16 protein-coding genes and 1 other RNA gene are annotated in these 15,256 nt (G+C 58.9%); 4 read left to right on the top strand and 13 right to left on the bottom strand.

All coding sequences use genetic code 11. From position 1 onward, the window contains the following. Positions 1-3 precede the first annotated feature (3 nt). From mraY to rsmI, 9 genes are all read right to left on the bottom strand, one after another. Complete coding sequence (gene mraY, locus BLR16_RS06660; protein ID WP_003431468.1) at positions 4-1,086, bottom strand: phospho-N-acetylmuramoyl-pentapeptide-transferase; 1,083 nt, start codon at positions 1,084-1,086, stop codon at positions 4-6. Next, complete coding sequence (gene murF, locus BLR16_RS06665) at positions 1,086-2,456, bottom strand: UDP-N-acetylmuramoyl-tripeptide--D-alanyl-D-alanine ligase (protein ID WP_074805052.1); 1,371 nt, start codon at positions 2,454-2,456, stop codon at positions 1,086-1,088. The genes mraY and murF overlap by 1 nt, the downstream gene beginning before the upstream one ends. Next, positions 2,449-3,912, bottom strand: coding sequence for a UDP-N-acetylmuramoyl-L-alanyl-D-glutamate--2,6-diaminopimelate ligase (locus BLR16_RS06670; RefSeq protein ID WP_044308990.1), 1,464 nt, complete (start codon positions 3,910-3,912; stop codon positions 2,449-2,451). Before BLR16_RS06670 ends, murF begins: the two co-directional genes overlap by 8 nt. Beyond that, positions 3,912-5,639 (bottom strand): peptidoglycan D,D-transpeptidase FtsI family protein, encoded by a 1,728-nt coding sequence (locus BLR16_RS06675; RefSeq protein ID WP_010427469.1) that lies wholly within the window; start codon positions 5,637-5,639, stop codon positions 3,912-3,914. Before BLR16_RS06675 ends, BLR16_RS06670 begins: the two co-directional genes overlap by 1 nt. After that, on the bottom strand, positions 5,639-5,932 hold the full coding sequence (ftsL, locus tag BLR16_RS06680; RefSeq protein WP_003340690.1) for a cell division protein FtsL: 294 nt from the start codon (positions 5,930-5,932) through the stop codon (positions 5,639-5,641). The genes BLR16_RS06675 and ftsL overlap by 1 nt, the downstream gene beginning before the upstream one ends. Beyond that, positions 5,929-6,870 carry a 16S rRNA (cytosine(1402)-N(4))-methyltransferase RsmH gene (gene rsmH, locus BLR16_RS06685; protein ID WP_074805056.1) on the bottom strand — a complete coding sequence of 314 codons (942 nt, stop codon included), beginning with the start codon at positions 6,868-6,870 and terminating at the stop codon, positions 5,929-5,931. Before rsmH ends, ftsL begins: the two co-directional genes overlap by 4 nt. Positions 6,871-6,872: 2 nt before the next feature. Next, positions 6,873-7,328 carry a division/cell wall cluster transcriptional repressor MraZ gene (gene mraZ, locus BLR16_RS06690; protein WP_002555055.1) on the bottom strand — a complete coding sequence of 152 codons (456 nt, stop codon included), beginning with the start codon at positions 7,326-7,328 and terminating at the stop codon, positions 6,873-6,875. A 308-nt stretch (positions 7,329-7,636) separates the two neighbouring features. Continuing rightward, an RNA gene (gene rnpB, locus BLR16_RS06695) (RNase P RNA component class A) lies at positions 7,637-7,994 on the bottom strand. A gap of 85 nt (positions 7,995-8,079) precedes the next feature. Then, the gene (gene rsmI / locus BLR16_RS06700) at positions 8,080-8,949 is read right to left on the bottom strand and encodes a 16S rRNA (cytidine(1402)-2'-O)-methyltransferase (RefSeq protein WP_003431476.1); all 870 of its coding nucleotides are present in this window, start codon (positions 8,947-8,949) and stop codon (positions 8,080-8,082) included. Positions 8,950-9,229: 280 nt separating this feature from the next. Here rsmI and BLR16_RS06705 point away from each other — a divergent pair, with 280 nt between their 5' ends. From BLR16_RS06705 to BLR16_RS06720, 4 genes are all read left to right on the top strand, one after another. After that, positions 9,230-11,044 (top strand): penicillin-binding protein activator, encoded by a 1,815-nt coding sequence (locus BLR16_RS06705; protein WP_024662621.1) that lies wholly within the window; start codon positions 9,230-9,232, stop codon positions 11,042-11,044. Then, entirely contained in the window at positions 11,041-11,415 is a 375-nt protein-coding gene (locus tag BLR16_RS06710) for a YraN family protein (protein WP_170846025.1), read from the top strand. Before BLR16_RS06705 ends, BLR16_RS06710 begins: the two co-directional genes overlap by 4 nt. A 171-nt stretch (positions 11,416-11,586) precedes the next feature. Further along, the gene (locus BLR16_RS06715; protein ID WP_074805059.1) at positions 11,587-12,180 is read left to right on the top strand and encodes a phosphoheptose isomerase; all 594 of its coding nucleotides are present in this window, start codon (positions 11,587-11,589) and stop codon (positions 12,178-12,180) included. Next, positions 12,177-12,755: a BON domain-containing protein gene (locus tag BLR16_RS06720; protein ID WP_003364054.1), complete on the top strand. Its 579-nt coding sequence runs from the start codon at positions 12,177-12,179 to the stop codon at positions 12,753-12,755. Before BLR16_RS06715 ends, BLR16_RS06720 begins: the two co-directional genes overlap by 4 nt. A 59-nt stretch (positions 12,756-12,814) precedes the next feature. On the opposite strand, the gene BLR16_RS06725 is transcribed toward BLR16_RS06720, so the two are convergent. The 4 genes from BLR16_RS06725 to rplM all read right to left on the bottom strand — a co-directional run bounded on the left by BLR16_RS06725 (position 12,815) and on the right by rplM (position 14,986). Continuing rightward, positions 12,815-13,234, bottom strand: a complete 420-nt coding sequence (locus tag BLR16_RS06725; RefSeq protein WP_003313571.1) for a ClpXP protease specificity-enhancing factor — start codon at positions 13,232-13,234, stop codon at positions 12,815-12,817. 17 nt (positions 13,235-13,251) lie between these two features. Further along, positions 13,252-13,869, bottom strand: coding sequence for a glutathione S-transferase N-terminal domain-containing protein (locus tag BLR16_RS06730; RefSeq protein WP_003431480.1), 618 nt, complete (start codon positions 13,867-13,869; stop codon positions 13,252-13,254). Positions 13,870-14,150: 281 nt separating this feature from the next. Then, positions 14,151-14,543 (bottom strand): 30S ribosomal protein S9, encoded by a 393-nt coding sequence (rpsI, locus tag BLR16_RS06735; RefSeq protein ID WP_002555064.1) that lies wholly within the window; start codon positions 14,541-14,543, stop codon positions 14,151-14,153. A 14-nt stretch (positions 14,544-14,557) separates the two neighbouring features. After that, positions 14,558-14,986: a 50S ribosomal protein L13 gene (gene rplM, locus BLR16_RS06740; RefSeq protein ID WP_002555065.1), complete on the bottom strand. Its 429-nt coding sequence runs from the start codon at positions 14,984-14,986 to the stop codon at positions 14,558-14,560. Positions 14,987-15,256: the final 270 nt, after the last annotated feature.

Consider the following 15,256-nt stretch of genomic DNA (forward strand, 5'->3'; position numbering starts at 1 on the left):
GTTCTACCTCAGTTTCAGCGTGGCAAGGCCAATGAGCACCAGAATCACGGTGATGATCCAGAAACGGACGATCACACGTGGCTCGGGCCAGCCTTTGAGTTCAAAGTGGTGGTGGATCGGCGCCATGCGGAATACGCGGCGGCCGGTAAGTTTGAAAGACGCAACCTGAATGACCACTGAAAGGGTTTCCATCACGAACACGCCGCCCATGATGAACAGGACCATTTCCTGACGAACGATCACCGCCATGGTGCCCAGCGCCGCGCCGAGTGCCAGCGCACCGACGTCGCCCATGAACACCTGCGCCGGATACGTGTTGAACCAGAGGAATCCGAGCCCGGCGCCAATCAGCGCCCCAGAGAACACAATCAGCTCGCCCGCCCCCGGCACGTAGGGAATCAGCAGGTATTCAGCAAATTTCACGTTACCCGACAGGTAGCAGAAGATGCCCAAGGCACCGCCTACCATCACCGTCGGCATGATCGCCAGACCATCCAGCCCGTCAGTCAGGTTGACTGCATTGCTGGAGCCGACAATCACGAAATAGGTCAACACGATGAAACCGATACCCAGCGGGATACGCACATCCTTGAGCATCGGCACGATCAGCGTGGTTTCAGTCGCCGACGGTGCAGTCGTATAAAGGAAGATCGCTGCACAGAGGCCAAAAACCGACTGCCAGAAATACTTCCAGCGGCTCGGCAGGCCCCGGGAATTCTTTTCGATCACCTTGCGGTAGTCATCGACCCAGCCGATGGCGCCGAACAACAGTGTCACCAGCAACACAACCCATACGTAACGGTTGCTCAGGTCAGCCCACAGCAATGTACTGATACCGATGGACGACAGGATCAGCGCCCCACCCATGGTCGGCGTACCCGACTTGGACAGGTGCGATTGCGGACCATCGTTGCGCACCGACTGACCGATCTGACGCATTTGCAGGGTGCGGATCATCCACGGCCCCAGGCACAGCGACAGCGTCAGGGCGGTGAGCACGCCAAGGATCCCGCGCAATGACAGGTACTGAAAGACCGCGAAGCCTTTGTAGAACTGTTGTAAAAACTCGGCCAACAGCAGCAGCATTAATGTTTCTCCAGGCTAGAACCGCACAAGGCAGCCACGACGTGTTCCATCGCAGCGCTACGCGAGCCCTTGATCAGTAAAGTGGTATCAGGATTCTGCTCGGCGCCCAGCGCCGCGATCAGTTCAGCCTGACTGGCAAAGTGGTAAGCGTGCTCGCCGAAGGCGCTGACCGCGTGAGTCATCAATGGGCCGACGGCATACAGCGCCGACACCTTGCCAGCGGCATAGGCGCCCACTTCGCGATGGCCCTGCTCGGCCCATTCGCCCAGCTCACCGATGTCGCCCAGCACCAGTACGGTACGACCGGTGAAGCCGGTGAGGATGTCGACGGCCGCGTTGATCGAGGCAGGGTTGGCGTTGTAGGTGTCATCGATGACGCGCATGCCATTGCTGGCGATTTGCGCCACGGCACGGCCCTTGACCGGCTGCACGTTGTTCAGCCCGGTGACGATCCCTTCCAGCGGCACACCCATTGCGCAGCCCGCAGCCGCAGCGGCCAAGGCGTTGGACACATTGTGTGTGCCGAGCAGGTTCAACTGGACCCGGGCAGTGCCGAGCGGGCTGTTGAGGGTAAAAGCCGGGCAGCCCCGAGCATCACGGCTCAGCTCGCTGGCGTACACGTCAGCCGCAGAGTCGGTCAGTGCGAAGGTCAGGACATTGCGATCGCCGGCGCGCTTGCGCCAGATCGGAAACGCCTTGTCTTCCAGATTCAATACTGCAGTACCACCCGCGCCGAGACCTTCGAGAATCTCGCCCTTGGCTTCGACAATTCTGTCCGGGCCGCCGAACTCGCCGACGTGGGCAGTTCCGGCGTTGGTGATCATGGCGACGTGCGGCTTGGCGAGGCTTACGGTGTAGGCAATCTCGCCGACCCGCGACGCACCCAGCTCGATCACAGCGGACGTGTATTCCGGGGCCAGTTCCAGCAGAGTCAGTGGAACGCCCAATTCGTTGTTCAGGTTGCCTCGGGTCGCCAGCACCGGGCCGCGCGTGCGCAGGATGCTCGCGAGCATTTCCTTGACCGTGGTCTTGCCACTGGAGCCGGTGACTGCAGCAACCGGCCGGTCGACGAATGCATTGCGATTCATGGCACCCAGTTGGGCAAGCGCCTTGCGGGTATCCAGCACGACCAGTTGCGGCAAGGCGGCGCCCTGCACTTCGCGCTCGACCAGAGCACCGACCGCACCTTTGACAGCCACTTGATCGAGGTATTCATGACCGTCAAAACGCGGCCCGGTCAGGGCTACAAACAGCTGGCCTGGCTCGATGCCACGGCTGTCGGTGCTCACGCCGGAAAAGCTGCAGTCGCCCCCGACCAGACGCGCATCGAGTGGTACAACCAGTTCGCTGAAGGTCATTGGCTTAAGCATTTGCAGGCTCCCATATGGCAAGCGCGCTGGCGGCTTCTTGCAAATCGGAGAATGGCTGCCGCTGACCATTGATTTCCTGATAGTCCTCGTGGCCCTTGCCGGCGAGCACTACGACGTCATCGGCATTGGCGCTGGCAATCAGTTCGGCAATGGCCTGACCGCGACCTTCGATGAAACGCACCTTGTCGACAGCAGCGAAGCCAGGGCGAATATCGTCAAAAATACTGGCTGGCGATTCGGAGCGCGGGTTGTCGTCGGTGACCCACGCACCGTCTGCCAGGCGTTCGACCACTTCAGCCATCAGCGGACGCTTGCCGCGATCACGATCACCGCCGCAGCCGAACAGGCACAACAGACGGCCTTTGGCGTGCGGGCGCAGTGCTTCGAGGACTTTTTCCAGCGCATCCGGAGTATGCGCGTAATCGACAACCACCAGCGGCTTGTCGGCACCACCCAGACGCTGCATGCGCCCGACCGGGCCTTCGAGTTTCGGCAGCACCTTGAGAATTTCGTCCAGCGCGTAATCCAGGCCCAGCAAAGCGCCGACCGCAGCCAGCACGTTGCTCAGGTTGAAGCGACCCAGCAGGCTGCTGCGCAGGAAATGCTCGCCCTGAGGCGTGACCAACGTAGCGCGCACGCCATCATCATCGAATTTCGCATCGCGGCAATACAGGTAGGCCGAGCTATCCAGCTGGCTATAGGTGATCAACCGAGACTCTTGCTTGATACCGGCCAGTTCACGACCGAAAGTATCATCCAGGTTGATTACCCGGCATTTCAGGTTGGACCATGCAAACAGCTTGGCCTTGGCGGCAGCGTACGCTTCCATGGTGCCGTGATAATCCAGGTGATCACGGGACAGATTGGTCAGCACCGCCACATCAAACGCCAGCGCCGTCGCCCGCCCTTGATCCAGCCCATGAGACGACACTTCCATCGCCACTGCGCGCGCACCGGCCTTTTTCAGATCGGCCAGCGTCGCCTGAACGGCAATCGGGTCAGGCGTGGTATGACGGCCGCTTTGCAGCGCGCCGTAGAATCCTGTGCCCAGTGTGCCGACGATGCCGCAGTGCTGACCCAGCGCATCAAGCGCCTGCGCAACCAGCTGGGTGACGCTGGTCTTGCCGTTGGTGCCGGTAACACCTACCAGATTCAGACTGCGACTCGGGTCGCCGTAGAAGCGGCCGGCAATATCGGACAACTGCGCGGCGAGCCCCTTGACCGGGATCAGCGGCACGTCAGTGATCGGCAGAACGGTCGAGCCTTCGACTTCGTACGCCACAGCCGCCGCGCCACGCTTGAGCGCGTCGGCAATATGCGCACGGCCATCGACCTTGATACCCGGTATGGCTAGAAACAGATCACCCGGACGGACATTGCGGCTGTCGAGAGTCAACTCGCGAATCAGCGCATCGCGGTCGGTGTGAGCGAAAATCTTGCTCAGATTAAAGGCCATCAACCACGCCCTCCTTTGGCTGCCGGTGCGGCGTTGACTTGTTCAGGTGGCGCAAGGTTGTCCGGTGTCACGTTCATCAGACGCAACGTGCCGGACATGACCTTGCTGAATACCGGGGCCGAAACCAGACCACCGTAGTAACCACCCTTGCTCGGCTCGTCGATGACGACCACGATGGCGTAACGCGGGTTACTCATCGGGCCGAACCCGGCGAACAGCGAGCGATAGGAGTTTTCCGCGTAGCCCTTGGTACCGATGGACGTCTTACGCGCCGTACCACTCTTGCCACCGACGTGGTAGGACGGTACACGGGCGCGATAGACGCCGCGCGGGTCCTCGATAACCTGCTGCAACATGCCTTGCAGGGTCTTGGCGGTTTTCTCCGGAATGGCCTGGGTCGATTCCGGCTCTTTATCTGTTTTCAGAATGGTCAACGGCACAATGCGGCCATTGTTGGCCAGCGCGCCGTAGGCATGCACCAGTTGCAAAGCCGTGACCGACAAACCGTAGCCATAGGACAGCGTGGCGGTTTCAGCCTTGCGCCATTCGCGGTAGTTGGGCAGGTTGCCGACGCGCTCGCCAGGGAAGCCGAGGCCGGTGTACTGACCGAAACCGACGCGCTGCATGGCACGAAAGATCGCCTCACCGCCCACATCGAACGCGACCTTGCTCATGCCGACGTTACTGGAGTTGATCAGAATGCCGGTCAGATCGAGGATCGGGCCTTCGGTCTTGGTCACGTCACGAATCGTGTATTTGCCGATCTGCAGGGTGCCCGGATAAACCTCGACCTTGTCGGTCGGCTTCCAGCGGCCACTGTCCAGCGCCGCGGTCATGGAGATCGGCTTCATGGTCGAACCAGGTTCGAACACGTCGATGATGGCCCGGTTGCGCATGGCGGCAGGCACCATGGTGCGGCGGTTGTTCGGGTTGTAGGTCGGCTGGTTGACCATCGCCAGCACCTCGCCGGTCTTGACGTCCATGATCACCATGCTGCCGGCCTTGGCCTCGTTCTCGACGATGGCATTGCGCAGTTCACGGGTCGCCAGGTACTGCAGGCGCAGGTCAATGGACAAAGCCAAGGTCTTTCCGGCCTTGGCATTCTTGGTGACCTGAACATCCTTGATCAGTCGACCGCGCCGGTCCTTGATGACCTGACGTTTGCCGGGCACACCGGCGAGCCAGTCGTCATACGCCAGCTCGACGCCTTCGCGGCCATGGTCATCAAGGTCGGTAAAGCCGACCATGTGTGCGGTGACATCGCCGGCCGGATAAAAGCGGCGGAATTCTTCGATGCCGTAGACACCCGGTACTTTCAGGTCGATGACCGACTGGCCCTGCTCTGGCGTCAGGCCACGGACCAGATAGATGAATTCCTTGTTCGCCTGCGAGTCCAGACGCTCGGTCAATGCCTTGAGATCCTGACCCAGCGCGGCTGCCAGCATCGGCCACTTGGACTTGTCCTGCTGCATTTCACGCGGGTTGGCCCACAGCGTCGTCACCGGAGTACTGACCGCCAGCGGCTCGCCGTTACGGTCAGTGATCAGGCCACGGTGCGCCGGAATAGGAATATGCCGAAGGCTGCGTGCATCGCCTTGCTCTTTAAGAAAGGTATGGTCGATGACCTGCAGGTCGACGATGCGCCAGCAAATGGCGAGCACGAGGGACACCAGCAGCCCTACGACTACGCGAAAACGCCACGGATAAAGAGCGCCATCGAGCTTCATCATGGCGCCACCATCCGTACTTCGGCAGCGCTCGGGATGCGCATCTTCAGTTGTTCGGTGGCCAGAGTCTCGATACGGCTGTGTGCAGTCCAGGTGCTCTGCTCAAGAATCAGCCGGCCCCACTCTGCCTGCGCCTTGTCGCGCACGCTCATTTCCGAATACAGCGAGTTGAGCAGTTGACGATTCCAATGTGCGCTATAGGAAACGCCAATCGCCGAAATCAGGACAGCAATGAACAGCAGCAGCATAATGAAGCTGCCGCCGGGCAGAGGTTTAAGAAACAGACGGCTCACCTGAGCTTCTCCGCTACACGCATGACAGCACTGCGCGAGCGCGGGTTGGCTTTGGTTTCGACATCAGAGGCGAACTGGGCCTTGCCGTGAATTTTGATTTTCGGTTCGAACGGCTTGAACTGGATCGGCAGATTACGCGGCATGTTGTCGGCTTCGCCCTTGGCGAGCTTGCGCATGAACAACTTGACGATGCGGTCTTCCAGCGAGTGAAAGCTGATGACGACCAGACGGCCGCCCACTTCCAGCGCATCCAGAGCCGCTTCGAGACCGGCTTCCAGATCGCCCAATTCGTTGTTTACGTGAATACGCAGGCCCTGAAAGGCACGCGTTGCAGGATTCTTGCCCTTTTCCCAGGCAGGGTTGGCGACCTTGAGCACTTCTGCCAGATCGGCTGTGCGCTCGAAAGGCTGGACTTCGCGGCGCGCGACGACCGCATTGGCCATCCGCTTGGCAAATCGCTCTTCGCCGTATTCCTTGAAAACGCGGGCAATTTCTTCAGCCGGTGCAGTCGCGATGAACTCGGCAGCGCTCACGCCACGGGTCGGGTCCATGCGCATGTCCAGAGGGCCGTCGTTCATGAAGCTGAAACCGCGCTCGGGATCATCCAGCTGCGGGGACGACACACCCAGATCCAGCAGAATGCCACTGACTTTGCCCGCCAAACCGCGTTCCTGAGTCTCGGATCCCAATTCGGCAAAGCTGCGCTGCACAATGACAAAGCGGCCGTCTTCGGCCGCTAGCGCTTGCCCGGTGGCAATCGCTTGAGGGTCCTTGTCGAATCCCAGGAGCCGACCCTCTGGGCCCAACTGGCTGAGTATCAGACGACTATGCCCGCCACGCCCGAACGTGCCGTCCAGGTAGCAGCCATCGGCGCGCACCGCGAGAGCCTCCACGGCTTCTTCAAGCAGCACGGTGATGTGGGTAAAGCCGCTATTCATAGTCACAGGATCAAATCACGTAATTCGTCGGGCATCGCGCCAGGTTTTTGAATGGCAGCCAGGTCAGCATCAGCAAGAGCATTCCAGGCGTCCTCGTCCCACAGTTGAAACTTGTTGAGCTGGCCCACCAGCATTACGCGCTTATCCAGCCTGGCGTACTCGCGCAGACGCGGCGGCACCAGAAAACGCCCACTCCCGTCGAGTTCCAGATCGACAGCGTTACCAATCAGAAGCCTTTGCAGACGGCGGTTCTCTTCACGAAACGTCGCCAGATCACGAAGTTTTGCTTCTATCAGCTCCCATTCGGAAAGCGGATAAAGGCAAAGGCATGGATCAACGGCATCAATGGTCACGATAAGTTGGCCGGCGCTACGCGAATCCAACTCGTCACGGTACCGGCTCGGCATAGCGAGACGGCCCTTGGCATCGAGATTGATCGCATTGGCACCACGGAACACAGGCGCATTCTCCGAATATTAGCTTTTTGCGCTAAAAAAACCCACTTCGTGCCACTTTCTGCCACTTGCGCACACTATAGGAACGCGCCCACCACACCGTCAAGGCACGGTCTTAAGGAAAACCCTTACATTTCGGAGATTTAGGAGAGGTATCAGGGCTAAAAAGGTAATTTTGCGAAGGAACTGACGGATAAATCCCACACAGCTCAAATCGTTGCGATTCAAAGTTAATGTGATTTATGAGCTGTAAGATTTTTTTGGTATTACGGAGGGGTTTTGCTGCGTGAAACGAAGGGGAAGAAAAAAAGGTGGAGAGTCGATCTGTAAGCCGGGTTCTGTCGAGAACAGTCATTCCTCTACGACGGCCATCACTGGACGCCTTTAGCAACCTACCCGGTTCCAGCGCGGGCCACGCCTAGGAACCCTATTTGGTCTTGCTCCGAGTGGGGTTTACCTTGCCACGAACTGTTACCAGACGTGCGGTGCGCTCTTACCGCACCTTTTCACCCTTACCGGCACCGAAGCGCTTAGGCGGTTATTTTCTGTGGCACTTTCCGTAGGCTCGCGCCTCCCAGGCGTTACCTGGCACTCCGCCCTATGGAGCCCGGACTTTCCTCCCCCCCTTGTTGCGGAACAACAAGAGGCAGCGACTGTCCAATCGACTCTCCGCCGACAAGGTTAGCGGCACACGCCATCAAGAACAAGCTTTAATAGCATTGTGTGGCTCGCTTACCCCCTTCAAAAGCCCCCGTTACTCCTTCTGTTTCTCCAGCGCCACCTGATACAGCAGGTTCTTGCGCACGCCGGTTATTTCGGCTGCCAGCGCTGCGGCGCGCTTGAGCGGCATCTCTGCAAGCAGCAGATCCAGCACCCGACGAGCCTCTTCACCAATGACATCTTCGTCATCCGGCGGCGTCCAGCCAGCCACCAGCACCACGCATTCTCCGCGCTGCTGATTACTGTCCGATTCGACGAATGCACGCAGCTCACCCAAAGGCAGACCCTTGAGGGTTTCGAAAGTTTTGGTTATTTCACGCGCCAGCAAGGCCTGACGGTCAGCACCGAAGACCAGCTCCATATCCTGCAGGCACTCCAGGATGCGGTGCGGCGCTTCATAGTAGATCAGCGTGCGTGGCTCTTCCCTGACACGCTCGAGCCTGGCCTTGCGACCCGCAGCCTTGGCCGGAAGAAAACCTTCGAAAATGAATCGATCCGACGGCAGCCCGGCCGCAGACAGAGCCGCAATCAAGGCACACGCGCCCGGCACCGGTACAACCTGAACACCTGCGGCACGCGCCTGACGCACCAGGTGATAACCGGGGTCGGAGATCAATGGCGTGCCGGCATCGGAAATCAGCGCAACGTCATCACCGGCCAGCAGACGTGTAATGAAGCGACTACCCTCATCACGTTCGTTATGTTCGTGACAGGCTGCCAATGGAGTCGAGATGCCGAAGTGCTGCATCAGCCGTGCGGAATGGCGCGTGTCTTCAGCTGCGATCAGCGCGACCTCACGCAACACCTTCAAGGCTCGCACACTCATGTCGTCCAGATTGCCGATGGGAGTCGCCACTACATAAAGCGAACCCGGAGTGGAATTCGAAACAACCGGAACAGTCAAAACGCAAACCTCGCAGGTTATAACAGGTGCTTGGAAAAACTGCATTGTACAGGCTGCGGCGCGGCGGAACGGTTCGCGCGTCAGGATGCCGACAAAAAAGGAATGAAAACATGTTCAGACCCGAGCAAGAAACGCGGCGCACCTCTCCAATTGAACGATTTGGCCGCCAGATGACCTTAACGCGACTGATATCACGGCTTTAAATACCTTCGACATCGCACCCCGGCCAGCGCTTGGGTACAATCCCCCGTTAATTCGCTCGAGTTTCAGGAACATACCAATGATCGCTTGTCTGCGGCTGCTCTCTGCCCTCTGCCTCGCTGCCCTCCTTGCAGCCTGTGCCAGCTCGCCCTCGTCCAGCCTTGGCGAGCTGCCTCGAACCCCTGATGCCAGCATCGAGCAACTGCTCGAGCAGGCCGCCAGCGCCAAAACCCCCGAGCAGGCCGCAACGCTGCGCTTGAGTGCGGCCGATCTGGCCAGCCGCCAGAATGACGCAGGACGCGCCGCGCAAATCCTCGGACAGGTGCAAATCGATCAACTCAAGCCCGGCTTGCAGGTTTTCGCCAGCACACTGTCCGCCGAACTGGCGATGGGCCGTAATCAACCCAAGGCAGCGCTGACCGCCCTGAATCATCCAAGCATGCAGCGCCTGGGCGAGCTGTCGGTCGAGCAGCAGATTCGCACGCACATGGTCAAGGCACGCGCTCTAGAAGCCGATGGCCAGGCGCTCGCAGCCGCCAATGAACGTGTTTATGCCGGCCCGTTGCTGCAAGGCGCAGACGCCAGCGCCAACAATGACGCGATCTGGACACTGGTCTCTGCCCTGCCCGCCGAGCAACTGCAGAGCACAGCGACCGACGATATGGGCGGCTGGCTGAACCTGGCTCGCTCGATCAAGGGCGCAGGCACGCTTGAGCAGCAACAGGCTGCCATCGACAGCTGGAAAGCGCAGAATCCGAAACACCCTGCTGCACTGCAACTGCCAACCGCTCTCGCGCAGCTGCGTGCACTGACCAGCGAGCCGATTACCAAAATTGCCCTGCTGCTGCCGCAGGATGGCCAATTGGCCGCAGTCGCCAAGGCGCTGCGCGAAGGCTTCATGGCCGCGCACTTCCAGGCTCAGCAAGCAGGTGAGAATCCTCCGGCCATTCAGGTCTTCGACAGCTCGCGAATCACCTCGATGGACGAGTTCTACCGTCAGGCTCAGGCCGCTGGTGTGCAACTGGTCGTCGGTCCGCTGGAAAAGAATCTCGTCAAACAACTGAACAGCCGTCAGCAGTTGCCTATTACTACACTGGCGCTGAACTACAGCGATACCAGCAATGAAGGCCCGGCGCAGCTGTATCAGTTCGGCCTGGCCGCAGAAGACGAAGCCCGCGAGGTTGCTCGTCGTGCCTGGGCGGACGGCAAGCGCAGCGCCGTTGCGATGGTTCCGAAAGGTGAGTGGGGTGACCGCGTGCTGGATGCCTTCCGCAAGAGCTGGCAAGCCAAGGGCGGTACGCTGATCGCTGCAGAGCACGTTGATCAGCCGGTAGAACTGGCACAGCAGGTCGCCGACCTGTTCCAGCTGCGCAATAGCGAAGGCCGCGCTCAGCGCCTGCAAAGCACGGCCGGCACTCAGATCGCAGCTCAGCCGAGCCGTCGCCAGGACATCGACTTCATGTTCCTCGCCGCGACGCCACAACAAGCGCAACAGATCAAACCCACCATGGTCTTCCAGTACGCCGGTGACGTTCCGGTCTATGCCACTTCGCACTTGTTCACCAACAGCAACGATCACGCCCAATACATGGACCTGAATGGCGTGCGCTTCTGCGAAACGCCATGGCTGCTGAACGCCGAAGACCCGCTGCGCCAGCAGGTCACCGCACAATGGCCACAGGCTGCAGGCAGCCTGGGTCGTCTGTATGCGATGGGTATCGACGCGTATCGCCTGGCGCCGCGCCTCGCTCAACTCAAGGCGATGCCTGACAGCCGCATTGACGGGCTGTCCGGTAGCCTCAGCCTGAACCCTGGCCGCCGCGTCGAACGCCAGCTGCCATGGGCCGAGTTCGTCGACGGCAAGATCCAGCGCCTGCCGGACACCGCTCCTTGATGCAACGCAGCACCCGCCAGCAAGCAGGGCGCGAGGCCGAAGCCTTCGCCCTGCAGTTTTTGCAGCAGCAGGGCCTGCGCCTGATTGAACAAAACTGGTTATGCAAACGCGGCGAGCTTGATCTAGTCATGCTTGACGGCGATACAGTAGTATTCGTCGAAGTTCGCTACCGGCGCCATTCAGGATGGGGCGGCGCCACGGAAAGCGTCGATTTTCGCAAGCAGGAGAAACTCGTCACAGCCGCACAGCTTTTTCTGCAGCACGCAACGGCCTGGGCCAATCACCCCTGCCGTTTCGACGTGATCGCCATTGAAGGCGAGCCCGGCAAGGCCGCACCACTGAACTGGATCAAGAGCGCTTTTGACAGCTGACCTGGCGCAGTGAAGCAGCAATCCGACTTGAGTCATGACCTGCAACACACTACTAACCGTCACCGATTTCGCTATTTGTTTTGCCGGCTGCACACCTTGTGTGCCGGATAGCTCCCGGGAGAACCCGGCGCATCCGTCCCGCCGCCGTACGCTCTAATTAAGGTCACATTGATGGACATGCAATCCCGAATTCGCCGGCTGTTCCAGGCCAGCATCGAAACCAAGCAACAGGCGACGGAAGTCCTTGCACCCTTTATCGAGCAAGCCAGTCAGGTCATGGTCAATGCCCTGCTCAACGAGGGCAAGATGCTCGCATGCGGCAATGGCGGTTCAGCGGGCGATGCACAGCACTTCTCCTCGGAACTGCTCAACCGCTTCGAGCGCGAGCGGCCGAGCCTGCCAGCGATTGCACTGACCACCGACAGCTCGACGATCACCTCGATCGCCAACGATTACAGCTACAACGAAATCTTCTCCAAACAGATTCGCGCGCTGGGTCAGCCAGGCGATGTGTTGCTGGCCATTTCCACCAGCGGCAACTCGGCGAATATTATTCAAGCCATCCAGGCCGCACATGATCGCGAAATGATTGTCGTAGCATTGACGGGACGCGACGGTGGCGGTATGGCCTCGCTGCTATTGCCCGAGGATGTGGAGATCCGCGTACCCGCCAATGTCACGGCACGCATACAAGAAGTCCATCTGCTGGCGATCCATTGCCTTTGCGATTTGATCGACAGCCAACTGTTCGGGAGTGAAGAATGACCCCTAATCGTCTCAGCCTACTGGTTCTGACACTGTGCCTCAGCATCACCGGATGCAGTTCGGTGATCACGGCCACTCGCGAAAAACCGATCGAAGACGATCGCGGCACGCGCACCTTCGGCAGCAAGATCGACGATTCACTGATCGAGACCAAGGCAGCCGTCAACATCTCCAAGGCCAACCCTGACCTCGCAGAGGGCTCGCACATCGTCGTGACCAGCTTCAACGGCATCGTGCTGCTGGCTGGCCAGACACCGCGTGCCGACCTCAAGGCAATGGCCGAACAGGCCGCCAGCGCTGTTCAGCGCGTCAAGAAGGTCAACAACGAACTGCAGGTGATGGCACCCTCCTCGCTGCTGGCGCGCAACAATGACGCCTGGCTGACCACCAAGATCAAAAGCCAGATGATCGCTGACGCATCCATTCCCGGCTCGCGCATCAAGGTGGTGACCGAGAACGGCATCGTCTTCCTGCTGGGCCTGGTAACCCAGGACGAAGCCAATCGCGCCACCAACCTGGTACAGGGCGTCTCCGGCGTGCAGAAGATCGTCAAACTCTTCGAGTACATCGACTGACGGGTAACCGACAGGCATGAAAAAGGCGATCCGAAGATCGCCTTTTTTATTGCCGGTTTTTACTTCACGACCTTCAGACTCGGCCTGCCACTCGGACGAGGCGGTTCGCTGTCTGGCGGAGGCGTATCGTCTTCGATCTCGATCTCGATTTCTTCGCCCTCTTCCATGGAAGGCTCCAGATCGAAAACCATTCCCTGACCGTTCTCGCGGGCATAAATACCCAGGATGGCAGCGACAGGCACATAAAGCGTGTGCGGCACACCGCCGAAGCGGCCTTCGAAGCTCACCGCTTCGTTATCCATATGCAGATGACGCACGGCACTCGGCGAAACATTCAGGACAATCTGTCCGTCATTGGCAAACCCTTGCGGGACCTGCACCGACGGGTAATCCGCATTGACCAGCACATGCGGGGTGCAATCGTTATCGACGATCCACTCGTAAAGAGCACGAACAAGATAAGGGCGACTGGAGTTCATTAACGGCTCCTTAAGCCTTAGCGCATTTCACGTTCGGCAGCAGACAGACTCGCCTGAAAAGCCTCACGCGCAAATTGGCGCTCCATGTAATCAAGCAGCGGCTTGGCAGGCCGCGGCAATTCAATACCCAAAATTGGCAAACGCCAGAGTATGGGGAGTAGACAGCAGTCAACAAGACTTAGCTCGTCGCTCATGAAAAAAGCTTTTTCCGCGAACAACGGAGAAACCCCGGCCAGACTCTCGCGGAGCTCCTTGCGCGCCTGAACACGAGCAGGCTCTTTGCTGCGCGTATCCAGAATCAGGTCGACAAGGCCACACCAGTCTCTCTGGATACGATGGATCAGCAAACGACTGTTGGCACGGGCAACCGGATAGACAGGCAGCAGAGGCGGATGTGGATAGCGCTCATCCAGATACTCCATCACCACGGTCGACTCGTACAACGCCAGGTCACGATCGACGAGGGTCGGCACGCTGCCGTATGGATTTACTTCAATCAGCTGCGGCGGATGACGACCTGCCGCCACTTCAATGATTTCGGCGCTGACACCCTTCTCGGCGAGCACAATGCGTACGCGATGAGAATAGTGGTCGGCGGGGTCGGAGTAGCAGGCCAACCGGTTGGTCACGCCCATGGCGATCCTCCTCGCTTGTTAAAATTTATCGGACAGACGAACGAACGCGCTTCAAGGGCGCATCCGATAATGAACACAACATGACAGGCGTTCGTCGCGGGCCACAAGATAGCTCATTTACGCGATGTAAATTCCGTAATCTTCGTCGACAGGCGGATAAATTTCACAATATCGACGTAAAACGAGCAACGCAAAAACATCATGACCGTAAAAATCACGCCCATAAAAAAACGCCCAGCCCCGCGAGGGGATGGACGTTCTTTCTTTGAACGAAGAGCGTATTAACGCTTCGAGTACTGCGGACGCTTACGCGCTTTACGCAGACCGACTTTCTTACGTTCAACTTCACGAGCATCGCGAGTCACGAAGCCTGCTTTACGCAGAGCACCGCGCAGTGTCTCGTCGTACTGCATCAGAGCGCGAGTGATACCGTGGCGGATTGCGCCAGCCTGACCACTTACGCCGCCACCGATAACGGTGACGTAGATGTCGAACTTTTCAACGGTCTCGGTCAGTTCCAGCGGCTGACGAACTACCATGCGGGCAGTTTCGCGGCCGAAGAAATTGTCCAGGGAGCGGTTGTTGATCGAGATGTTACCAGTACCCGGACGCAGGAAAACGCGAGCGGTTGCGGTCTTGCGACGGCCAGTGCCGTAATTTTGAGTCGCCGACATAATGAACTATTCCGTTAAAACTTCAGTTCTTGGGGCTGCTGAGCAGTATGAGGGTGTACAGCGCCCGCATAGACTTTCAGCTTACGATACATGTCGCGACCCAGCGGGTTCTTAGGCAGCATGCCTTTGACCGCGGTCTCGATCACGCGCTCAGGAGCTTTGGCGATCAGCTTTTCGAAGTTGATCGACTTGATCCCGCCCGGAAAACCGGAGTGTGAGTAGTAGATCTTGTCGGTGGTCTTGGCACCAGTAACGCGGATCTGCTCGGCATTGATCACGACGATGTAGTCGCCGGTATCAACGTGCGGAGTGTATTCCGGTTTGTGCTTGCCACGCAGACGGCTCGCGATTTCGGTGGCCAGACGACCCAGGGTCTGACCAGCAGCGTCGACGACGAACCAGTCGCGCTTAACTGTTTCCGGTTTAGCAGTAAAAGTTTTCATTCTTTATAGCCTCAGGGGCCGCCCTGAAAATTAGACGGCGGATCTTACTGAATAGTGCGTACTTTGACAAGTCAAAGGCAGCCGGAAACAGACGCTATCGGGGGCTCGGGTCAGCGCGTCCGTTATACGGCAAGATTCTTCGGCAGACGGCGCATCACTTCCACTGCAAAGAGCTGGCGGATTATACAGACTGTAAAAATAACCTCAACCGGATTTTTTGTTCACATTCTGTTTATTGCCTGCGAGGCGTGGATTGGCGGATATTGACCC

The sequence above is a fragment of the Pseudomonas sp. BS3767 genome, from assembly GCF_900099665.1.
GTDB lineage: Bacteria > Pseudomonadota > Gammaproteobacteria > Pseudomonadales > Pseudomonadaceae > Aquipseudomonas > Aquipseudomonas cerasi.